We start from the raw sequence: 22,097 nt of genomic DNA, 5'->3' as shown, positions 1-22,097 counted from the left end.
CCCCGTTACTTGGATTCGGTGAGGTCGAAATCGGCGCCCAGCCCGGCGAGCTTTTCAGTGAAACGCTCGTAGCCTCGGTTGATGATGTCGATCCCGGTCACCCTGGACGTACCGGTCGCGGCAAGCGCCGCAATAAGGTGGCTGAATCCGCCACGGAGGTCGGGAATGTCAATGTCGGTGCCCCGCAGCGGAGTAGGTCCCGAGACGACGGCGGAATGCAGGAAATTGCGCTGGCCGAAGCGGCATGGCACGCTTCCAAGGCATTCGCGGTGGACCTGGATGGTTGCGCCCATGCGGGTCAGCGCGTCGGTGAAGCCGAAACGGTTCTCGTACACGGTTTCGTGGACGATCGATACGCCTTCAGCCTGCGTCAAGGCGACCACGAGTGGTTGTTGCCAATCGGTCATGAAGCCCGGGTGCACGTCCGTTTCAAGGACGAGGGGGCTCAGCTTTCCGCCGGGGTGGTAGAAGCGGATGCCGTCCTCGCGGATGTCCATGCCGCCGCCCACCTTGCGGTAGGTGTTGAGGAAAGTCATCATGTCCCGCTGGGAAGCACCTTCAACAAAGATGTCTCCACGCGTCACCAAGGCGGCCGAAGCCCACGACGCCGATTCATTGCGGTCTGCCAGGGCGCGGTGGTCGTAGCCGCCCAGGTCGCGGACGCCTTCGATCCGGATGGTGCGATCGGTCTGGACGCTGATGATGGCGCCCATCTTCTGGAGCACAGCGATGAGGTCGATGATTTCCGGTTCGGTGGCGGCACCGCTGAGTTCGGTGATGCCCTCTGCGCGCGTGGCGCTCAGCAGGACTTGCTCCGTAGCTCCCACCGACGGGTACGGGAGGGAGATCTTCGCGCCATGGAGGCCCTTGGGAGCGGAGATGTGGATGCCACCCGGGCGCTTTTCGACGACGGCGCCAAACTGGCGGAGCACGTTCAAGTGGTAGTCGATCGGCCGGTCGCCGATCTTGCAGCCGCCGAGATCGGGAATGAATGCTTCGCCGATGGCATGGATCAACGGACCGCACAGCAGGATCGGGATGCGGGAGTCGCCGGCGTGTGCGTCGATAGCGGTACTGGACGCAGTCTTCGCATTCTTGGGGTCCAGGGTGAGATCGCCGGTGACGGGATCCTTCTGGACAGTCACGCCATGAAGCTGCAACAGGCTGGTGACGACCTCCACGTCCTTGATCTCCGGAACGTTCCTCAGCACCGAGGGTTCGTTGCCGAGGAGGGAAGCCACCATGGCCTTGGGAACAAGGTTCTTGGCACCTCTGACGGTGACGCGGCCGGTCAAGGGGACGCCGCCGCGGATTGTCAGAACACTACTCATCTATACCGGTTTCCTCACGAGTTGATGCCCCCACACTTACGAAGGCTCCAGCTAAGCATAAAAGCTGACGTTACCGATTCGAAATGGAGGGGCGTGGCGAAGGCGGGTTTGCTGGTGCTGAAGGGGACGGAATCGGCATTGCATGGCGGACTTCTCCACATACGACGCGGCGGGCTGGCCTTTCCGCGACGCGGGGTCACTTACGGCCCATGTTGCCGCCCGGCATGGGCCGTAAGTGACCCCGCGTTCGTGCCCGGCCAACCGGAGTGCCACGCACATGAAAAGGACCGGCGCACCCGTTCCTTCGGGTGCGCCGGTCCTTTCACGGCGCAGAAGCTCGTTGATGCGAGCTACTGGATTCGCGCGGGGAGGGTTTTCGGCTTGAAGGAAGGCCTCGTGGCCTCGTAGGCCGTGATGTCTTCCTCGTGCTGGAGCGTCAGCCCGATGTCATCCAGGCCCTCGAGGAGGCGCCAACGGGTGTAGTCATCGATCTCGAAGGGTGCCACGACGTTACCGCACTCAACCGTCTTGGACACGAGGTCCACCTTGACTTCGGTGCCGGGCGCGTTTTCGAGGACCTTCCAGATGAGCTCGATGTCGTCCTGGGCAAGCTCGGCCGCCAAGAGCCCTTGCTTTCCCGAGTTGCCGCGGAAAATATCCGCGAACCGGGAAGACAATACAGCTTTGAACCCGTAGTCCTTCAATGCCCAGACCGCGTGCTCGCGGGACGAACCGGTACCGAAATCGGGTCCCGCCACAAGCACGGAGCCCGCGTTGAAGGGTTCCTGGTTCAGGATGAAGGACGGGTCTTTGCGCCACGCCGAGAACAGGGCGTCTTCGAAACCGGTACGCGTGATCCGCTTCAGGTAGACCGCTGGAATGATCTGGTCGGTGTCAACATTGCTCTGGCGCAGCGGGACACCGATGCCGGTGTGGGTGGTGAACTTTTCCATGGGGATCCTCCTAGGCGGCGTCGGTGGTGGTGGATGCGGAAACAGAGGCGGGCTCCAGGTCCGAAGGCGAGCTCAGCGTTCCGCGTACTGCCGTGGCTGCGGCGACGACCGGCGAAACCAGGTGGGTGCGGCCGCCCTTGCCCTGGCGGCCTTCGAAGTTGCGGTTCGAGGTGGACGCGCAGCGCTCCCCCGGTTCCAGCTGGTCCGGATTCATGCCCAGGCACATGGAGCAGCCGGCGAAGCGCCATTCAGCGCCGAATTCCTTGAACACCTTGTCCAGGCCCTCGGCTTCGGCTTCCAGGCGGACACGAGCCGAACCGGGAACCACCAGCATCCGGACCTTCGGGTCCTTTTCCCGTCCGCGGATGACGTCGGCCGCGGCACGGAGGTCCTCGATGCGGGAGTTGGTGCAGGAGCCCAGGAAGACCGTGTCCACCCGGATGTCCTTCATGGGCGTGCCGGCTTCGAGACCCATATACTGCAGGGCCCGTTCCGCGGCCAGCTTGGCGTTCTCGTCACCGAAGTCCGCGGGGAAGGGCACGGCTTCGTTGAGCGAAATCCCCTGGCCCGGGTTGGTCCCCCAGGTCACGAACGGCTCCAAGGTATCGGCGTCGAGGTCCACCTCGACATCGAAAGCGGCGTCATCGTCAGTGTGCAGCGTGTTCCAGTATTCGACGGCGGCATCCCACTCCTCGCCCTGCGGGGCGTGCGGGCGGCCGTACATGTAGTCGTACGTCGTCTGGTCCGGAGCCACCAGTCCGGCGCGGGCGCCGGCCTCGATGGACATGTTGCAGATGGTCATGCGGGCATCCATGGAAAGGGCCCGGATGGCCGAGCCGCGGTACTCGAGGACGTAGCCCTGGCCACCGCCGGTGCCGATCTTGGCGATGACTGCCAGGATGATGTCCTTTGCCGACACGCCTGGGCGCAGGGTGCCTTCGACGTTGATGGCCATGGTCTTGAACGGCTTGAGGGACAGCGTCTGGGTGGCCATGACGTGTTCCACCTCGGAGGTGCCGATGCCCATCGCGAGTGCCCCGAAGGCACCGTGGGTCGAGGTGTGCGAATCGCCGCAGACAACCGTCATGCCGGGCTGGGTGAGGCCCAGCTGCGGGCCGACAACATGCACGATGCCCTGCTCGGCGTCGCCGAGCGAGTGCAGGCGGACTCCGAACTCCTTGCAGTTGTTGCGCAGGGTCTGGATCTGCGTCCGGCTGGTCAGGTCGGCGATCGGCTTGTCGATGTCCAGGGTCGGCGTGTTGTGGTCCTCCGTGGCGATGGTGAGGTCGGGGCGGCGCAGGGGGCGTCCGGCGAGGCGCAAGCCCTCGAAGGCCTGCGGGGAGGTCACCTCATGCACGAGGTGCAGGTCGATGAACAGAAGATCGGGCTGGGCGTTGGCTCCTTCGCCTTCGCCCTTGCGCACCACGTGCGCATCCCAAACTTTCTCGGCCAGTGTCTTTCCCACGGCCTGCTCCCTTCGCTGCGGTTGGCTTGACTACTTCCACTGAACATCAGCGATCCGAACTGCGCCAGTGAAACAACTTGCATCTCAGATATTGAGACGGCAATATCATTACATGGACAATTCTAGTGGAGTCGGCGTCATCGATAAAGCAGCCCAAGTGCTCGACGCACTTGAGGCGGGGCCAACCACCTTGGCTCAACTTGTGGCAGCAACGGGACTGGCCCGCCCCACCGTGCACCGACTGGCGCTGGCACTCGTCCACCACCGCCTTGTGAGCCGCGATATCCAAGGACGCTTCGTCCTCGGCAGCCGCCTTGTCGAGCTTGCCTCGGCAGCCGGCGAAGACCGGCTCATCGCTTCCGCCGGCCCTGTCCTGATCCAATTGAGGGACGCCACGGGCGAAAGCGCCCAGATCTTCCGCCGCCAGGGCGACTGGCGTGTCTGCGTCGCTTCGGCGGAACGCCCGATCGGCCTGCGCGACACCATTCCCGTGGGCACCCAGCTCTCCATGAAGGCCGGCTCCGCCGCCCAGATCCTGTTGGCGTGGGAAGACCACGACCGCCTCTTGGACGGACTCCAGAACGCCCGCTTTACGCCCACCGTCCTGGCGGGAGTACGACGCCGGGGCTGGGCCCAGAGCCTCGGCGAACGCGAGCCTGGCGTCGCCTCGGTGTCCGCACCCGTGCGCGGCCCTTCCGGCCGCGTCATTGCCGCGGTATCCATCTCCGGCCCCATCGAGCGCCTGACCCGCCAGCCCGGAAGACTCCACGCCGAAGTCGTCTGCAACGCCGCCCGGGTATTGACCGAAGCCCTGCGTAAAAACAACGACTAGCCGCGTCCCGTTTCCCGACTGCTTCGCCGCGGCGCCCCTCTCGTCGAGGGGCGCAGGTAGGGTAGGCGCATGAACAGCTTTGCAGTGTTCCTGCGCGGGATCAACGTGGGCGGGATCAACATCAAAATGGCCGACCTCAAAGCGGCCCTCGCGGCGTATCCCTTCAATGACGTCAAGACACTGCTGGCCAGTGGCAACGCGGTACTCAAGAGCGAGCTCGACGCCGCGGGAGTCAAGGAGCAGTTTGAGAAGTGCCTGAGGGAAGCCTTTGGCTACGACGCCTGGGTGGTGGTCCTGACCGCCGAAAGGGTCGCCGAACTAGTCGAAGCCTGCCCCTACCCGGCCGACGACAAAGCCACGCACAGCTACATCACCCTCGCCTCTGACACTGCCATGTTGGATGAACTATTCGACGCCGGCACGGCTCTCGGGGCACCAGGGCAAGGCGGCGTCGAGCATGTCCGGCTGGGTCCCGAGGCCTCGGCATGGCTCGCCCCGGCGGGAGGCACCCTGGATAGCCCCTTCAGCAAGCTCGCCGCCAAGGCGCGTTATAAAGCGAGCACTACCACCCGGAACCTGCGCACGCTCATCAAAGTCAGGGACGCCGCGGAAGCCCTCCAAAAGACCACCTGAGCGCCACCCGTACGGCGTTCCCCTCTTTTGAAACGGGAAAGCGTTTGCGACACGGCGAATCGCCGCACCCCTGGACTTTCGCGCAGCAAACAAGGGGAGAAAGGTACGGCGTCCGACGTTCCATCCAACCGAGACAAAGAAAAATCCCCCGGAACCTGTTGGTTCCGGGGGATTCATTGGTGACCCCAGCGGGATTCGAACCCGCGTTACCGCCGTGAGAGGGCAGCGTACTAGGCCGCTATACGATGGGGCCTTGCACTTTGTTTTTACCACTTTGTGAATTCCGCTTCCGGCATTCAAGCTGAATGAGTATTTCACACATTCAGCCTTGTTTCAAATCGGCAAACCGATGAGAAACTCCGAATTCCCGCACAAATATGCGGATTATTCAGAGCTGGGATACCAGGACTCGAACCTAGAATGACGGTACCAGAAACCGTAGTGTTGCCAATTACACCATATCCCATTGGCACTTTTAGGCCGGATTCGATGGCGTAAACCTTCGCTCCGTGCCCCTCAGCACGAGTAATTACTTTACCCGAGACTTTCGATGCACACAAATCGAGCACGCAGGCGCGAGGCCGGCCCGGCCCCGTCCCGAACGAAAGGACAAACTGGGAAAAACCCTTGCAATCGACCGGATCCTAGGTTTACTCTCGGTAAGTTACCAATCGGTAACCAACGCCACGCACTTGTTTCGTGGCACAGCTCCAGGCCGGAACGCCTGTTGGCTGCGTCACATGGGGGGATCCCCGGCAGCAGTGCCGCTGCCGGGAAGTCATCGAGAGGAACTGCCCATGACACCGAACCCTGCCAATGCCACCAGAACACGAAGCCGTGCCCAGATCATCGCCATCGCCGTACTCGCACTTCTGCTCATAGCCCTCCTCGGCTTCTACACCTTGGTCATCGGGAAGATCGCGGCAGGGTCGGCGCAGCTCGATGACGGTGCCGCACAGGCCTCTGCCGGCGCCGGCCAGCTAAAAGACGGCGCAGCGAGGCTTGCAGGCGGAGCTGCGGAGGCCGGGACAGGTGCGGCGAAGCTGGCGGATGGCGCCTCAAAAGTCCAGAACGGAATCCAAGGCAAGCTGGCCCCTGGAGCCCAGCAGCTAAAGGACGGAGCAGACAAACTCGCTACAGGTGCCGTGAAAATCCAGAATGACGTCAACGCCAAGCTTGCGCCGGGGGTCTATAAAGTGGACGACGGCGCGCAGAAGCTCGCAGCCGGTGCCGTGCAACTTTCCGCGGCGCTGACTCCGACGCCCGGCGGCAACGCTGAGAACAATCTCGGCGACGGCGCCACTCAACTGAACAACGGCGCGAACCAGCTGAACAACGGAGCCGCCCAGCTCGACGCCGGTGCTGCGCAACTCGACGCGGGCGCCTCCAGGCTCGCTGCGGGTACCAATCAGCTCAAAGGTTACCCCGGAGCGGGCGACGACCCCACCAAGGGAACGGGCTCCGCCGCGTTGGCCCAGGGGCTACAGCAGCTCGCCGACGCCGCCAACGGCATCCAGGGCGTGGTGCCGCTGGCAGCGCTTAAGGCCCAGATCAATGCGCTCAACGATGGCGCACACCGCCTTGACGCGGGAGCTTCGCAATTGCAGGCCGGCGCGGGCCAGCTTTCGGCCGGAGCGACCCAACTGCATGACGGCACCGGCCGGCTTGCCGACGGCACGGGGAAGCTGGCGGCAGGGACCGGCAAGCTGACGGCCGGTTTCGCCACTCTGGCCCAGAAGCTCAACAGCCAGGATCCAGCGTCCCCGGGCGTTGTCCTGGGAACCCAAATGCTCGCCGATGGGACTGCAAAGATCCGTGTGGGCATGGACGGCGTACCGGGCGACCCCGAGCATCCGGGTCTCCTCAAGGCCACCGCCAGCATGACAGACGGAACGTCACGCTTGGCTGCGGGCACTGACTCGTTGATGACCGGAATCAAGGGCAGCCCCGCGGATCCCTCCTCCCCCGGCCTCCTGGACGGTTCCACTGCGTTGGCAGCGGGTGCCTCCAAGTTGTCGGATGGAAATGCCAAACTGGCGGCGGGCTCGGCCCAGTTGTCCACCGGTGCCAACAAACTCGCGGATGGAAATGCGCGAATCGCGGCGGGCACCACGGAACTCCATCAGGGAGCTGCGGCGGTATCGCCGTCGAGCATGACCGGGAAATCGGATACCGGCACGGCGCTCGGGCTTGTGGGCGTCCTGGGGGCGGGTTCCGTCGGGGCGTTCGTTTTCCTGCGCAAGTTCCGGCTGGCCGGGTAGCGGAAGCCTCAGGCGAGCAACCGCGTCAAGGAATCTATTTCCCGGCCGGAGAAATCGGAGTCGGGCTCGCCGGTGCGGTTCAGCCAGATGCCGCGCAATCCGGCGGCAGTGGCGCCGTCGGCGTCGAGAAGTTGGTTGTCGCCCACGAAAAGGGTCTCAGCCGGGGTGGTGCCCAAGCGGCGGACCCCTTCCAGGTAAATGGCGGGGTCCGGCTTGGGCACGCCCACGGTGTCCGTGCCGACGAGAACCGACACCCGCGCGAGTCCTGCGCTGTCGAGCTTGACCCGCTGGTAGTCATGGACGTTGTTGCTCACGGCGCCATAAGGGATGCCAAGGCCGTCCAGGGCATCGAGGACCGGCAGGACGTCGCTGAAGGCCCTGACATAACTGGGCTGCAGGCGCGAGTAGTCGTTGAGCCACGTGTGGGAGTCCTCGCCGCCAAGCTCGACGCCGAAATGCCCCAGCGCCGCACGGCCGCGCAGCAGCCGCTGCTCGTTGAACGTCAATTCACCGGCGAGGTACCGGTCATAGAAATGCGTGGTTTCGTGCGTAAAGATCCGTCCGAACTTCTCCCACCCGGCCTGGTCCAGGCCGGGCAGGAGGTGTTCGCTGACGTCACGCAGGGCCGTGGTCATGGCGTACTCAAGGTCCACCAAGGTGTCGTCGATGTCGAACAGGACGCCCCGGACCGTGCGGAATGACTCATGAAGTGCGTGGATCACGGCGTGCCTGGACTAGCCGCGGAACGCGCGCAAGCGGGTGAGCGAGGATTCCTTGCCCAGGATGACCATCGATTCGAACAGCGGCGGCGATATGCGGCGGCCGGAAATTGCCGTGCGCACGGGGCCGAATGCAAGGCGCGGCTTGATGCCAAGATCCTCCACCAAAGCCTGCTTGAGGGCTGTCTGAATGCTTTCCGCTGTCCAGTCCGCGAGCGGTTCCAATGCTGCCAATGCGGCGTCCAGCACCTCGCCCAGGTTCTCGGGGAGGCCCTTGCGGGCGTCGTCGGCGACGTCGATCGCGTCGTCGTTCTTGAACAGGAAGGCGAGCATCTCCGGAGCCTCGCCCAGCAGGGTGATCCTTTCCTGGACCAGCGGCGCGGACTCGGCGAGGATCTCTTCCTGGCGCGGAGTCAGGATCTCCCCCACGAAGCCTGCGGCACGCAGGTACGGCACAAGCCGCTGGCGGAAATCCTCCGGGCTGAGCATGCGGACGTGCGTTCCGTTGATGGCTTCGGCCTTCTTGATGTCGAAGCGCGCAGGGTTGCCCAGGACATCGTGGATGTCGAAGCTGGCCACGAGCTGCTCCACGGTGAAGATGTCCTCGTCAGCGCTCAGGGACCAGCCCAGGAGGGACAGGTAGTTGAGCAATCCTTCGCGGATGAAGCCGCGTTCCCGGTGCAGGAACAAGCTGGATTCCGGATCGCGCTTGGAAAGCTTCTTGTTGCCCTGGCCCATGACGTAGGGAAGGTGGCCGAACTCGGGCATGTATTCGGCCACGCCGATGGCGTAGAGCGCCCGGTAGAGGGCGATCTGCCGCGGAGTGGAGCTGAGCAGATCCTCGCCGCGGAGGACGTGCGTGATCCCCATGAGTGCATCGTCCACGGGGTTCACCAGCGTGTACAACGGGGCTCCGTTGGCACGAACCACGGCAAAGTCGGGCACCGATCCGGCCTTGAACGTGATCTCCCCCCGCACGAGGTCGTTGAAGGTCAGGTCTTCGTCCGGCATGCGCAGGCGCAACACGGCGTTGCGGCCCTCGGCCTTGTACTGTGCGAGCTGTTCCTCGGTGACATGGCGGTCAAAGCCGTCGTAGCCGAGCTTGGGATCGCGCCCGGCAGCGCGGTGTCGTGCCTCGATCTCCTCGGGAGTGGAGAATGACTCATAGATGTGGCCGCCGGCCTTGAGCTTGGCGATGACGTCCTGGTACATGTCGCCGCGCTGCGACTGGCGGTACGGCTCGTGCGGCCCGCCAACTTCCACGCCCTCGTCCCAGTCGATGCCGAGCCACTTCAGCGCGTCAAGCAGTTGGTGGTAGCTCTCCTCGCTGTCGCGGGCGGAGTCGGTGTCCTCGATCCGGAAAATCAGCTTGCCACCGGTGTGCCGCGCGTAGGCCCAGTTGAACAAGGCCGTACGGATCAATCCAACGTGCGGAGTTCCGGTGGGCGAGGGGCAGAACCGGACGCGGACCGGGGTTTCGGCGGTCACGGCAGGAATGGCGGCAGAGTTCGACGCAGCAACAGTAGTCATAATGGTTCCAACTTTACCCCGTGGCAGTGGGCGGAATCCCCAGTGCCACTAGGGGCGGCGGGACCTGCGGCGGCCCGCCAAAGCCTTACCGGCGCACTACCGGGTTGGACAAGCGGCCGATGCCTTCGATCTCGACCTCGTAGCGGTCGCCCTCCTGGACCAGCCCGACGCCGGCAGGAGTCCCGGTCATGATGACATCACCGGGAAGCAGGGTGAAAGCCTGCGAAACGATCGACACCAGCTCCCGCACGCCGCGGATCATCTGGTTGGTGCTGCCGTCCTGGCGGAGTTCGCCGTTGAGCCAGCCCTTGATGGCCAGGTCTTCGGGATCGAGTTCCGTCTCGATCCACGGGCCGAGCGGCGCGGAGGTGTCGAAGCCCTTGGCACGGGCCCACTGCAGGTCCGTCTTCTGGACGTCGCGGGCCGTGAGGTCATTTCCGCAGGTGTAACCGAAAATGACGTCGTCCACGCGGTCTTCGGGCACGTCCTTGCAAATGCGGCCAATGACGACGCAGAGTTCCGCTTCGAAGGAGACTTCCTCCGAGAACTCCGGCAACACGATCGGATCGTTGGGGCCAACGACGGCGGTGTTCGGCTTCAGGAAAAGCAAGGGATGCTGCGGGACCTCATTGCCCAACTCCCGGGCATGCTCGGCGAAGTTCCGCCCGACGCCGATGACCTTGCTGCGCGGAATGATCGGTGCCAGAAGGCGAACGTCCTCCAGCTTGTGGCGGACCGAGGTCCGCTCGACGCCGTTGAAGAAGGGGTCGCCGTGGATGACAGTGATGACTTCACTGCCGGGCTCACCTTCAACGACGCCGTAGACGGGATCAGAATCAACAACAAACCGGGCGATACGCATGGGTTCTAGCGTACCGTCCGCAGGCGGACGCTACGCGCGCACTGCGGACGGTACGCTAGGCGCGCAGATAGTCCAATTGCGCCGCCACCGAGGTTTCAGCGGCCCACCGAACGGAAGGATCGACGTCGGGATACACCGCATCGGTGACTGCCTGGACCCCGGCTTGGGCCCCGAGCCGCGCCAGGGCCTCACGGATCTGGTCCAGGCGCATCTCCCTGTGGGCCCGGTACTCGCGGCATACCGCGTCGACGGCCGGCAGGACGGGGCCGTGCGCGGGCAACAGCGTCGCCGGACCGAGGCTTTCGAGTGTGTCGAGGCTAGAGAGGTAATCCCCAAGCCGTCCGTCGGGATAGTCCAGGACGGTGGTGCCCCGCCCCAGGATGGTATCGCCCGTCAGCACCGAGCCATCCGGTCCGTCACCCGGAAGGTGAAAGCAGACTGAGTCGGAGGTATGGCCTGGCGTGGCCAGCACGCGGATCTCCACTCCCGCGGCTTGGATGACCTCGCCAGCCCGCAACGGCTCGCCGCCATGGCACTGCACCGGATCCGCCGCGCGGACGGGCGCGCCGGTGAGTTCATGGAAGCGCACGGAGGCCTCCGTGTGGTCCTTGTGGCGATGGGTGATGAGAACGAGCTCCACCGTTCCTGCAGCGGCGAGTGCAGCCAGGTGGGATTCGTCGAGCGGTCCGGGATCGACGATGACAACTCCCCGGGCGTCCGGACCCGCAATGATGTACGAATTGGTGCCGTCGAGGCTCATCGGGCCCGGATTGGGTGCGAGCAGCGAGCGGGTGAAGGGACTGCTGTTCTGGAAAGAGGAGTCACTGGCCGGATTCACTTCTCCATCTTGGCACACGGCGTGGACGGACCCGGGAACGGAAAGCCGGGTGCCTCGGGGCCGGCACGGCATACGACGTAGCATGGTGCCAAGGCACTGGGAAGGACGCTAGGCGACAGTTGCGGAGGAGTGGTCGAATTGCTGCGGAGCCAACCCCGGAGACACGGACTCCGGACGACGGCGATCGCAACAGTCTGTCTTTCAGCCCTCGCCTTCCTCAGCGCTTGTTCCTCCGACACCGGGCCACGGTCCGCCGCGGCCCCGGGCCAGCCCACTGTGGTGATTATCGGAGACTCCCTCAGCACGGGACACGGCACTTCCCCAGCCGATGCCTGGCCCAATCTTGTGGAGAAGGACCCCGGCTTTCAGCAGTTCCATGCGACCATCGTCAATGCCGCGCATGATGGCAGCGGTTATGTCAGCGCCGGCGACAACGGATCGACCTTCGGTTCCCAGGTGGACACGGCGGTAACGGAAGCGACGCGCTTGGTGTTGTTCTTCGGTTCCGAAAATGACATGGGAACCACCCCCGGGGAAACCGAGGCCGCGGCAGCGCGCGCGTTTGCCGCAGTCAAGTCCCGCGCTCCCGACGCCGACATCGTGGTGGTCGGGCCGCCGTCGTACACGGGAACGCCCGAGGCGGAAAGGCTCAACATCCGCGACCAGGACAGGGCCGCTGCCGCGAAAGCCGGCGCCGACTTCGTTGATCCCATCGACCTCGGCTGGATCATGAACGACGCTGCGGACCTCATTGGTCCCGACGGCGATCATCCGTCCGCAGCGGGCCAGCAGTATCTGCAGTCCAAGATGGAAGCACTCATCGAACCGCGGATCCGGCAAGGCAGCCCCGGCAACAGCCCGCTTGCGGGTTAACCGACGACGGCGACCCGCCCACCGCAGTGGGGGGCCGCCGTCGGGCGCTCTGCTGAACCTTAAGCCAGGCGGGTGAGCCAGCCGTGCTTGTCCTCGACCGTTCCGGTCTGGATGCCGAGCAACTGCTGGCGGATGGCCATGGTGGTTTCGCCGGCCTTGGCGTCCTCGGAGCCGATGAACTCGGTCTTGTCCTTGAGAACTCCGATGGGCGTGATGACAGCCGCGGTGCCGCAAGCGAAGACCTCGGCGATTTCACCGGAGGCAACGCCGTCGCGCCACTCGGCAAGGGTGATCTTGCGCTCGGACACCTCGCGGCCCATGTCCTTCGCCACCTGGATGACGGACGAACGGGTCACGCCTTCGAGGATGGTTCCGGTGAGTGCAGGAGTGACGAGTGAGCCGTCCTTCATGACGAAGAAGACGTTCATGCCCCCGAGTTCCTCGACGGCGTCGTCGTTGAAGTGGTCCAGGAAGAGGACCTGCTTGCAGCCGTTCTCCTCGGCTTCCATTTGGGCAATCAGTGATGCGGCGTAGTTTCCACCGCACTTGGCTGCACCGGTGCCGCCGCGGCCGGCGCGCGCGTATTCACGGGAGATCCAGATGGATACCGGCTTGAGCTCGCCGCCGAAGTAGTTGCCGGCCGGAGAAGCGATGACCCGGAACGAGACCTCGCGGGCCGCGCGGACACCCAGGAACGCCTCCGTCGCGATCATGAACGGGCGCAGGTACAGGGCTTCGCCGTCGCCGGACGGAACCCATTCCTTGTCCGCCTGCACGAGTTCGCGGATGGCGCCGAGGAAGTATTCCTCGGGGAGTTCCGGGAGGGCGAGGCGGCGCGCCGACTTGTTCAGGCGGGCAGCGTTGGCCTCGGGACGGAACGTCCACACGGAGCCGTCAACGTGGCGGTAAGCCTTGAGTCCTTCGAAGATCTCCTGGCCGTAGTGCAGCACCGCCGCCGACGGATCCAGGGAAATCGGTCCGTAGGCCTCGACGCGGGCGCTGTGCCAACCGCCCTTGCCCTCTGTGTCAACGCTGTAGTCGACAATGACGGTGTTGTCGGTGAAGTAGTCGCCAAATCCCGGGTTTGCCAGGATAGCTGCACGCTCCTCAGCAGACTTCGGGGTCTCCGAGAGCTGCTGGCTGAATTCGACGCCGTGGGCAGTCTGAGTCATGTTTCCTCCAGTCGGCTACCAGGCAGAGCGAACCATCTCTTGGAGGATATGGTTCAGCGACGGACCACGGCAGCAGGTAAATAATTCAAGTAAAGCTTACGCCCGGGTACCGACCCCAAAGTGCCAGTACAGGCCCTAGAGTGCGGCAGCGATGGCGTCGCCGATGGCCGCGGTGCTGCGGCTATCGCCGTCGCGGCTTTCGATATCGGCGACGACGGCGGTTTCGATCCTCCGGGCGGCCGTCGTGTAGCCGAGGTGGTCCAGCAGCAGGGCCGCGGACAGGATGGCGGCGGTTGGATCCGCCTTCTGCTGCCCGGCGATGTCCGGGGCGGACCCGTGGACGGGTTCGAACATGGAGGGCGCAGTCCGGTCCATATTGATGTTGCCCGAGGCTGCCAACCCGATGCCCCCGGTGATGGCAGCGGCGAGGTCTGTGATGATGTCGCCGAAGAGGTTGTCGGTGACGATCACGTCGAAGCGGGAGGGATCGGTGACCATGAAGATGGTGGCGGCGTCGATGTGCAGGTAATCGTGGGTGACCTCGGGGAATTCCTTGGCCACGGCCTCGACAGTGCGCTTCCACAAATGGCCCGCGAAGACCAGGACGTTGTGCTTGTGGACCAGGGTGACATGCTTGCGGGGACGCTCGCTGGCGCGGCGGAAGGCGTCACGGACCACGCGCTCGACGCCGTGGGCAGTGTTGAGCGATACCTCGGTGGCAACCTCATGGGGGGTCCCGCCGCGCAGCGTACCGCCGTTGCCGACGTACGGCCCCTCGGTACCTTCTCGGACCACGATGAAATCGATGGTGCCGGGATTGGCGAGCGGGCTACCCACCGTGCCGTAGAGCCGCGACGGGCGCAGGTTCACGAAGTGGTCGAGGCTGAAGCGAAGCTTGAGCAGCATCTCGCGCTCGATGATGCCGGAAGGAATGCGGGTGTCCCCCGGGGCCGCGCCGACAGCGCCGAAGAGGATGGCGTCGCGGGTACGCAGGTCGGCCAGGACCTCGTCCGGGAGGGTTTCGCCGGTTTCCAGCCAGTGCTGGGCTCCGAGCTTGTATTCAGTCTGCTCCAGGGTGACGCCCTCTTCGGCGACGACCTTTTCCAGGACCTTGAGGGCTTCGGCAATGACTTCGGGGCCAATGCCGTCGCCGGGAATGACAGCCAGGTTGATCGTTGCGGCGGATTGCGTTGCGCTCATGTTTTCAGACTGCCAACGCATCCACATTCTGGTCAAAATTGTCTCACCATTTGAACGCCCCGGGCTCCCGACGCCCGCTCACATATATGGCACGTTCCGTCGATCCTCGCTCACATAAGAGGGAGAAAAGACAAACGCCCGCTCCGATCTGCATGGCCGACGGACCGGATCTGAGCGGGCGTTCGCGTCAGGCACCGTATAGGTGAGCGGGCGTTCGCGTCAGGCGCCGTATGTGAGCGGGCGTTCGCGTCAGGCACCGTATAGGTGAGCGGGCGTTCGCGTCAGGCGCCGTATGTGAGCGGGCGTTTGCCCAAAAGGCGCCGTATGTGAGCGGGCGTTTAGGATTCGGCGGGCTCTTCGTAACGCGGGAAGACCGGGGCCGGAGCCGGGAGCTCCGTGCCGGGGACGATCGGCGTGGCGATGGCCGCGAACTGGCGCGCCTCGCCGTCGGGCTGTCCCAGCACCTCGAGCAGCTTGGCCGCCGACGTCGGCATGACCGGCTGGACGAGTATCGCCACGATCCGGACTACTTCCAGCGTGACGTACAGGACCGTGTTCATGCGCTCGACGTCGGTCTTGCGCAGCACCCACGGGGCCTGCTCGGCGAAGTACGCGTTCGTGTCACCCAGGACGGCCCAGATCGCCTCGAGGGCGCGGCTGAATTCCTGCTTGTCGAAGGCTGCGCGGGCCAGGTCCAGCAGTTCGCCCGTTTGTGCCAGCAGCGCCGAGTCCTCGGCCGAGAACTCGGCGGGAACCGGCACCTTGCCTTCGCAGTTCTTGGCCACCATGGACAGTGAACGCTGCGCCAGGTTGCCGAAGTTGTTGGCAAGGTCCGCGTTCATGCGGCCCACAATGGCCTCGTGGTTGTAGCTGCCGTCGGCGCCGAAGGGCACTTCGCGGAGGAAGAAGAAGCGCACCTGGTCCAGGCCGTACTGATCCACGAAGTCCTTGGGCGCCACCACGTTGCCGAGGGACTTGGACATCTTGACGCCATTGTTGGTCAGGAAGCCATGGATCATGACCCGCTTGGGCAGTTCCAGGCCGGCGCTCATGAGGAAGGCGGGCCAGAAGATCGCATGGAACCGGGAGATGTCCTTGCCGATGATGTGGACGTCTGCCGGCCAGAACTTACGGAACGCCTCCGAATCGGCATCCGGGTAGCCGACCCCGGTCAGGTAATTGGTCAGGGCATCAACCCACACGTACATGACGTGCTTGTCGTTCCCCGGAACCGGGACGCCCCAGTCGAAAGTCGTCCGGCTGATGGACAAGTCCTGCAGGCCCTGCTTGACAAAGCTGATGACCTCGTTGAAGCGGTACTGGGGAGCGCCGAATTCCGGTTGCTCCTCGTACAAGGCCAGCAACCTGTCCTGGTAGGCGGACAGCCGGAAGAAGTAGCTCTCCTCCGCGGTCCAGGTCACTTCCGTGTCGGTATCGCGTGAGTAGCGGCCGCCGTCGTCCTTCAGGACGGTCTCGTCCTCGGTGTAATAAGCCTCGTCGCGGACTGAGTACCAGCCCTCGTACTTGGACAAGTAGATGTCGCCTTTGGCTTCCATCTTCTTCCAGATGGCCTGGGAAGCGGCGTAGTGATCGGCGTCCGTCGTGCGGATGAAGCGGTCGTAGGAAATACCCAAGGCAGCGTGGGCAGCCTTGTAGATTTCGGCATTCCGGTCCACGAGCTGCTTCGGCGTGATGCCTTCCTTCTCCGCCGCCTGGGCAATCTTCATGCCGTGCTCGTCCGTGCCCGTCAAGAACATCACGTCATAGCCATCGAGGCGCTTGAAACGGGCCATCGCGTCGGTGGCGATGTACTCGTAGGCATGCCCGATGTGCGGCTCGCCGTTCGGATACGTAATGGCAGTGGTGATGTAGAACGGGGGTTTATCTGGAGACGTCACTCTACGAAGTTACCTTCTCTTGGAGATGGAAGACCGGACCGGCCGCATATGGCGACCGGTCCGGAGGCATCGGTTGCTAGTTCAATTCAGTCAGCGTATCGCTGAGCCTGACAAGCTCGTGGTCGTGCGACGCCACCAGCACGGCAATCCCGTCACTGGTGGTGTCCTTCAGGATGCTGATGATGCGGTTGGCAGAGGTGCGGTCCAGGCTGGCCGTTGGCTCGTCGACCACCAGGACGCGGGTGCCCAGGATCAGGGCGCGGGCGATCGCGACACGCTGGCGCTCACCACCGGAAAGCTGTGCCGGACGGTGGCGCATGCGCCGGCCGAGGCCCACCAGGTCAAGCAGGTCCTTGGCCATTTCGGTGCGCTGCTCCACTTCGCCGTCGGGAACGGCCGGCAACAGCACATTCTCCAAAGCGCTCATGCCGTCGATCAAGGCGCCGCCCTGGTCCACGTACCCGATCAGGGCGCGGCGGCGGTCGGCGATTTCGTCGTCGCCCATCTTCTCGAGGGAGTCGCCCTCCCAGAGGACACGGCCCGACGTCGGAAGCGTGAGTCCCGCTCCCACCGTCAGGATGCTGGTCTTGCCTGAGCCGCTTCGCCCGGCGACACAGTGCATTTCACCGGCGTGCAGGGTCAGGTTGAAGTCCTCGACGACGGTGACCGGCTCCGCCCCGCCCTTGTCGCCGCCGTAGCGGATGGTGATGTTGCTCAACTGCAAGGGCATGCCGTGGTCCGCAGCCCTCACGATGGTGTTGGCGCGGGTCTGGAACGACTCGTCGGTGGATTCCGTGGTCGCGGTCAGATCGGGTTCGAGATTGTCAGTCATTTGACCACTTTCGTTGCAATGGGAATCCAGCAAAGTACTGCCACCACTCCGGCCAAAGCGGCCCAAAGTGCGGCATAGGGAGCGAGCAGCAGGCCCAGGCCCAGCGCCCCCAGGACGCCCAGGATCAGTGCCGCGGCTCCGACCAAGGCATTTTCGAAGAATCGGACCTGTCCCAGCATGTCCGGGTTCCAGCCCATGGCCCTGAGCGTGCCGAGCTGCTCGCGCCTGGCCTGGAGCTCGAAGCGACCGGTGACCAGGGTCAGCACGAGGCCCACGAGCACGCCGCAGACTGCCAGGATGACGCTCGGCAGCGCGACGGTGGCGGAGGCAAGGCCGCTGAGGGCACTGGCCCCGGCTGCGCGCGGGATGTCGATGAGCAAGGCGATCAGGGCACCAACCGCCGCTCCGAACACGCCCACGGCCACGGCCAGCGCCACCGAGCTGAACCGGTGGGTGACCAGTTGGCGGTACGCAAACGTCAGGGGCGAATCAACTGCGATCAGCCGCTCGTCGTGTTGGGGTTCCTGGTCGACGACGTCGCGGTGCCGCAATTGCTGGGCCGCGATGTACGCGGCTGCGCAGTAAATGAGCAGCACTGATGCGGAAACAATGACGGTAGCCAGATTCCAGCTCAGAAGGCTCAGCGCAATGCCAGCCACGGCAACGATCGCCGCACCGATGCCGAACTCCTCAAGGACCCAGCTGCGGATCTTTCTTTGGGTCCAGCCCATGGCACGGAGTATCCCGGCTTCGCTGCGACGCTGGCGGATATAGCTGACTGTCGAAGCGCCGGTCAGGAGGGTGGCCCCGCACAGTGTCAGGAAGAGGAGGGTGATATTGGTGCCCGTCAGGGAACCGGAAACGGCGTCGGCGGCATCCTGCCGGACCCACGACTGCTGCACGGTGCCCAGCGCGGATTCCTTGCCGGCGTCGTCCTTGGAGTATCCCGGAACGAAGATGTTGGCGTCTTCACGCGCGGAGCCGGCCACCACTGTGGCTTCGAGACCCATGTCGCGGATCTGGGCCGCGAGCTTGTCGACCTCCGGTTGGGCTTGTTTCCAGTTGCCCGGCGCGCTGGCGCGGACCCGGACGGCGTCGATGACGTTGGCGTTGGAGTCGTAACCGCGCGCTGCGGCAAGGCCGTAGTAGTCGGTGATGGCGCCGGCGGACTGGCTGACCAGGCCGGTGGCGCTCAACGAAGGCTTGAGGCCCTTGGCTGCGGTGTCATTGCCCGAAGCATCCTTCTGGAGCGTCATCGGTGCCGGGTCATAGCCGCCCAAAGGCAGCTTGTTGACGTCGCCGGCCGCCTTCTGGATCTGGGCCGGATCGAACGTTCCATAGACCATGGGCAGCGGAGTGGCCGGCTTCGAGCCGGTGGAGAGGTTCTCCCGGTACGAACGTTCATCGACGGGCTTGCGCTGGCTCTGGTCCACCATCGCCCCGAAGGCCGATTTCTCGGGCAGCTTGTTGACGGTTACCCAGTCGCCCGGTGTTGCGGACTTGCCGACGGCTCCATTCGCGGAGGTTGCGCCGTCCGTGTACTTGGGTGCCCCTGCGAAGTCCGTGCTCCACTGGGCGGGCTGGTACAGGCCTTGGCTGAAGTTGCCCGTGTTGCCGAGCAACTGGCTGTGGTCCGTGGATCCAGGCCATTCCAGGGCGAAGGGCGACTTTGACACGAAGGGCAGGTAATCCTTGTCCAGCGAACGCGAGACAGTGCCGACGTCGTTGACGACATTGCCCGAATCGTCGATTTCCTGGATCTTGACCGAATACTTCAGATCCAGCGAAGTTCCCTGCCGGACGATCAAGGGGATGGCCTGCGAGGCATCCGTGAGCTGGCCGGACAGCTTTGCCTGCTGGTACTGGGTCATGAGGGGTGCCCAGTATTTGAGGTTGACGCCCATGAAATCCGGGCCTTGTTCGAGTTCCTGCTGCGTAGGGCTCTTCGCGAAGAGTTGTTCGAAGTAGCGGCCGATGGCTCCGGCGTTGCGGGTGTCGGGCGGCGGAGCCTTCTGCAGCGGTGCGAGGAAGTCTCCGGCCGAGCCCAGGAGCGCGCGTTCAGCTGTCGGGTCGACGGCGACAACCGACTCGGTGACCTGGGGAGCCATGGGCAGCGCCACGGAAAGATTGAAAAGGTTGTGTTCCGAGCCACCGGCAGGCGCGGGGAACTTGATGCCGGTCTCCCCCGCCGGGCCGGCGATGCGGATGCTCTTGCCGCCGGCAGTCTGCTGTTCTACGACCTGCCCCTTGCCGAGCGTGCCTTCAGCACTGGTCTGGAAGAGGGTCTGCTGGGACACCCCGTCGGAGCTCACGGCAGTGGCGGTCAGGCGGTACTTCTTGGGCTGCGCGGGGAGCACGGACTCCGGTGCGGGCCATTTCTTGGCGTCCGTTCCAGTCGGATCCCCCGCGGTGGCTCCACCAGCCAGGCCCGCGTTGTAGCCAAGGTAATCCATGGCATCAAGCCGCGGAGTTTCCAGGTTCTGCGTCACCCGGGAGACAAGGCTGATGGGCGCCGCGACGGCCGCACCGCTCAGCCCGCGGATCTTCTCGAGTTGCGGGAAGCTGATGCCACCCTGGCCATTCGCGATGTCCGGCTGGAGGAGGGCCCCGCCGTCCTTGGTGTTCGCGGACTTGGCCTGGACCAGAATGTCGTACAGGCCGCGTGAGTTCTCATCCACTGTCCGGTTCAGCGCGGCCTGCGACTGGCTCTGGATGAATACGGACAAACACATGGCGACGATCAAAATGGCCGCGGTCAGCAGAAGCACACGGCTTCTGATGAACCTCTGGACGGCGTTCATAGGGCTCCCTGAGTCCTGGATTGCGGGTGTGCACACTGCTGTCCCAGGAACCATGCCGAGGCAAGAGGAATCCACCGGGTGCGTGCAAAAGTTATTGGCCGGCCTGCCGCCGGTTCCGAAATTCGGACCAAGCCATTGTAGGCAGACCGGCCAATAATATGTCGCCGATGTGAAGTGCGGCACACATTTCTAGCTCAAGCGGTTGGGATGCTAGTCTTCCAGATCCACTTCGCGGACCATGTCCGCGCCGATGCCGGCCTTGATGGCTTCAAGGACCTGCTGCGGCACGGAAGTGTCAATAGTGAGCAGCGCCAGGACCTGGCCGCCTTCGCTCTGGCGGGCCACCTGCATGCCGCCGATGTTGATGTTGTTCATGCCCAGGATGTGGCCGATGGTGCCGATGACACCCGGGCGGTCCGCGTAGGAAACAACCACCAAGTGCTCGCTGATCGGGATTTCGACGTCGTAGCCGTTGACGCCCACGAGCTTCTGGACCTGCTTGGGCCCGGTGAGCGTCCCGGCCACGGAGATCTGGGAGCCGTCGCTCAGTGCCCCGCGGATGGTCAGGACGTTGCGGTAGTCCTCGGCCTCCGGCGTCGTGATCAGGCGGGTGTTGATGCCGCGCTGCTCAGCGATGACGGGTGCGTTGACGTAGGAGACCTGCTCGGTTACGACGTCGGCGAAAACGCCCTTGAGCGCTGCCAGCTCGAGGACCTTCACGTCAAGGCTGGAGATTTCGCCCGCGACCTCGACATCGATCTGCGTCAGGGATGCGTGGGTCAGGGCCGTGAAGATCCGGCCGAGCTTCTCGATCAGGGGGATTCCGGGGCGGACGTCGGAGGCAATCACGCCCCCGGCGACGTTGACGGCATCCGGAACGAGTTCGCCGGCGAGGGCGAGGCGCACGGACTTTGCCACGGAAACGCCGGCCTTTTCCTGGGCTTCGTCCGTCGAGGCGCCCAGGTGGGGCGTCACGATGACGTTGTCCATGCCGAAGAACGGCAGGTCGGTGCTCGGCTCCTTGACGAAGACGTCGACGCCTGCGCCTGCGATCTGGCCGTCTTCCAAAGCCTCGTGGAGGGCTTCTTCGTCGATCAGGCCGCCACGGGCTACGTTGATCACATACGCCGTTTCCTTCATCTTCTTGAAGGCATCCGCGCCCAGCATGCCGACTGTTTCCGGGGTCTTGGGCATGTGAATGGTGATGAAGTCCGACTTCTCCAGAAGCTCATCCAGGGTGACGAGCTTGACGCCGAGCTGGGCGGCGCGGGCGGAGGTGATGTACGGGTCGTAGGCGAGAATCTCAGTCTCGAAGCCCTGCAGGCGGGCGGCCACGAGCGCGCCGATGCGTCCGAGGCCGATGATGCCGATCTTCTTCTCGAAAAGTTCGATGCCCGTGTACTTGGAGCGCTTCCACTCGCCGCCCTTCAGGGCGGAGCTGGCCTGCGGGATGTGGCGGGCAAGGCTGAGGATGTGGCCGACCGTGAGTTCAGCGGCGGACACAATGTTCGAGGTCGGGGCGTTGACCACCATGACGCCGGCCTGGGTGGCGGCCTTGATGTCGACGTTGTCCAGGCCCACGCCGGCACGAGCGATGATCTTGAGGTTCTTGGCTGCGGCAATTGCCTCGGCATCCACCTGGGTGGCTGAACGCACCAGGATGGCGTCGACGTCGACGATTGCGGAGAGCAGCTGGGAGCGGTCCGCACCGTCGGTTTGGCGGATTTCGAAGTCCGGACCAAGGGCTTCGATCGTGGCGGGCGAAAGTTCCTCAGCGAGGAGTACTACTGGCTTGGTGCTAGTCACCGGTGACCTCTTTAGCTCTCTTTTTCAGGTGGGGTTTTGGTGAAACGATTCTTTGACGACGAAGGCCGGACCCGGTATACCGGGTCCGGCC

General features: G+C 64.3%; 17 protein-coding genes and 2 tRNA genes. 4 read left to right on the top strand and 15 right to left on the bottom strand.

Features of this window, described 5'->3' with window-relative positions:
* Window positions 1-5: 5 nt before the first annotated feature.
* The 3 genes from murA to leuC all read right to left on the bottom strand — a co-directional run bounded on the left by murA (window position 6) and on the right by leuC (window position 3,749).
* Window positions 6-1,331 carry a UDP-N-acetylglucosamine 1-carboxyvinyltransferase gene (gene murA, locus BMF89_RS18825; protein WP_059387657.1) on the bottom strand — a complete coding sequence of 442 codons (1,326 nt, stop codon included), beginning with the start codon at window positions 1,329-1,331 and terminating at the stop codon, window positions 6-8.
* 350 nt (window positions 1,332-1,681) lie between these two features.
* Window positions 1,682-2,284 (bottom strand): 3-isopropylmalate dehydratase small subunit, encoded by a 603-nt coding sequence (gene leuD, locus BMF89_RS18820; protein WP_078108589.1) that lies wholly within the window; start codon window positions 2,282-2,284, stop codon window positions 1,682-1,684.
* A gap of 10 nt (window positions 2,285-2,294) precedes the next feature.
* Window positions 2,295-3,749 carry a 3-isopropylmalate dehydratase large subunit gene (gene leuC, locus BMF89_RS18815; protein WP_078108588.1) on the bottom strand — a complete coding sequence of 485 codons (1,455 nt, stop codon included), beginning with the start codon at window positions 3,747-3,749 and terminating at the stop codon, window positions 2,295-2,297.
* A gap of 112 nt (window positions 3,750-3,861) precedes the next feature.
* On the opposite strand from leuC, the gene BMF89_RS18810 reads away from it, so the two are divergent.
* Together BMF89_RS18810 and BMF89_RS18805 are read left to right on the top strand one after the other, a co-directional pair.
* Complete coding sequence (locus tag BMF89_RS18810; protein WP_028264661.1) at window positions 3,862-4,581, top strand: IclR family transcriptional regulator; 720 nt, start codon at window positions 3,862-3,864, stop codon at window positions 4,579-4,581.
* 69 nt (window positions 4,582-4,650) lie between these two features.
* Window positions 4,651-5,214 carry a DUF1697 domain-containing protein gene (locus tag BMF89_RS18805; protein WP_078108587.1) on the top strand — a complete coding sequence of 188 codons (564 nt, stop codon included), beginning with the start codon at window positions 4,651-4,653 and terminating at the stop codon, window positions 5,212-5,214.
* A gap of 177 nt (window positions 5,215-5,391) precedes the next feature.
* On the opposite strand, the gene BMF89_RS18800 is transcribed toward BMF89_RS18805, so the two are convergent.
* Both BMF89_RS18800 and BMF89_RS18795 read right to left on the bottom strand, forming a co-directional pair.
* Window positions 5,392-5,467, bottom strand: a tRNA-Glu gene (locus tag BMF89_RS18800).
* 141 nt (window positions 5,468-5,608) lie between these two features.
* A tRNA-Gln gene (locus tag BMF89_RS18795) sits at window positions 5,609-5,680 on the bottom strand.
* A gap of 331 nt (window positions 5,681-6,011) precedes the next feature.
* Here BMF89_RS18795 and BMF89_RS18790 point away from each other — a divergent pair.
* Window positions 6,012-7,475, top strand: coding sequence for a hypothetical protein (locus tag BMF89_RS18790; protein ID WP_078108586.1), 1,464 nt, complete (start codon window positions 6,012-6,014; stop codon window positions 7,473-7,475).
* An 8-nt stretch (window positions 7,476-7,483) separates the two neighbouring features.
* Here BMF89_RS18790 and BMF89_RS18785 read toward each other — a convergent pair whose 3' ends face one another.
* From BMF89_RS18785 to BMF89_RS18770, 4 genes are all read right to left on the bottom strand, one after another.
* Window positions 7,484-8,197, bottom strand: coding sequence for an HAD family hydrolase (locus BMF89_RS18785; protein ID WP_253190896.1), 714 nt, complete (start codon window positions 8,195-8,197; stop codon window positions 7,484-7,486).
* Window positions 8,198-8,209: 12 nt separating this feature from the next.
* Window positions 8,210-9,724 carry a glutamate--tRNA ligase gene (gene gltX / locus BMF89_RS18780; protein WP_078108585.1) on the bottom strand — a complete coding sequence of 505 codons (1,515 nt, stop codon included), beginning with the start codon at window positions 9,722-9,724 and terminating at the stop codon, window positions 8,210-8,212.
* Between the two features lie 85 nt (window positions 9,725-9,809).
* The gene (locus tag BMF89_RS18775) at window positions 9,810-10,586 is read right to left on the bottom strand and encodes a fumarylacetoacetate hydrolase family protein (RefSeq protein ID WP_078108584.1); all 777 of its coding nucleotides are present in this window, start codon (window positions 10,584-10,586) and stop codon (window positions 9,810-9,812) included.
* Between the two features lie 55 nt (window positions 10,587-10,641).
* Window positions 10,642-11,424, bottom strand: a complete 783-nt coding sequence (locus BMF89_RS18770; RefSeq protein ID WP_253190895.1) for an MBL fold metallo-hydrolase — start codon at window positions 11,422-11,424, stop codon at window positions 10,642-10,644.
* A 138-nt stretch (window positions 11,425-11,562) separates the two neighbouring features.
* Here BMF89_RS18770 and BMF89_RS18765 point away from each other — a divergent pair, with 138 nt between their 5' ends.
* Window positions 11,563-12,297: an SGNH/GDSL hydrolase family protein gene (locus BMF89_RS18765; protein WP_171983555.1), complete on the top strand. Its 735-nt coding sequence runs from the start codon at window positions 11,563-11,565 to the stop codon at window positions 12,295-12,297.
* A 59-nt stretch (window positions 12,298-12,356) separates the two neighbouring features.
* Here the strand turns inward: BMF89_RS18765 and BMF89_RS18760 are convergent, their stop codons facing one another.
* The 6 genes from BMF89_RS18760 to serA form a co-directional block, all read right to left on the bottom strand.
* Window positions 12,357-13,469, bottom strand: coding sequence for a branched-chain amino acid aminotransferase (locus BMF89_RS18760; protein WP_078108581.1), 1,113 nt, complete (start codon window positions 13,467-13,469; stop codon window positions 12,357-12,359).
* Window positions 13,470-13,604: 135 nt separating this feature from the next.
* Window positions 13,605-14,696, bottom strand: coding sequence for a 3-isopropylmalate dehydrogenase (locus tag BMF89_RS18755; protein ID WP_078108580.1), 1,092 nt, complete (start codon window positions 14,694-14,696; stop codon window positions 13,605-13,607).
* A 311-nt stretch (window positions 14,697-15,007) separates the two neighbouring features.
* Window positions 15,008-16,567 carry a methionine--tRNA ligase gene (metG, locus tag BMF89_RS18750; protein WP_078108579.1) on the bottom strand — a complete coding sequence of 520 codons (1,560 nt, stop codon included), beginning with the start codon at window positions 16,565-16,567 and terminating at the stop codon, window positions 15,008-15,010.
* Between the two features lie 76 nt (window positions 16,568-16,643).
* Window positions 16,644-17,399: an ATP-binding cassette domain-containing protein gene (locus BMF89_RS18745; RefSeq protein WP_078108578.1), complete on the bottom strand. Its 756-nt coding sequence runs from the start codon at window positions 17,397-17,399 to the stop codon at window positions 16,644-16,646.
* The gene (locus BMF89_RS18740; RefSeq protein ID WP_078108577.1) at window positions 17,396-20,200 is read right to left on the bottom strand and encodes an FtsX-like permease family protein; all 2,805 of its coding nucleotides are present in this window, start codon (window positions 20,198-20,200) and stop codon (window positions 17,396-17,398) included. Before BMF89_RS18740 ends, BMF89_RS18745 begins: the two co-directional genes overlap by 4 nt.
* Window positions 20,201-20,410: 210 nt before the next feature.
* Entirely contained in the window at window positions 20,411-22,006 is a 1,596-nt protein-coding gene (gene serA, locus BMF89_RS18735) for a phosphoglycerate dehydrogenase (RefSeq protein WP_078108576.1), read from the bottom strand.
* Window positions 22,007-22,097 lie beyond the last annotated feature (91 nt).

The sequence above is a fragment of the Arthrobacter sp. SRS-W-1-2016 genome (assembly GCF_002009585.1).
Taxonomy (GTDB): domain Bacteria; phylum Actinomycetota; class Actinomycetes; order Actinomycetales; family Micrococcaceae; genus Arthrobacter; species Arthrobacter bambusae_A.
The sequence above is the reverse complement of the archived record's forward strand: the minus strand, read 5'-3'. Positions and strand labels throughout refer to the sequence as shown.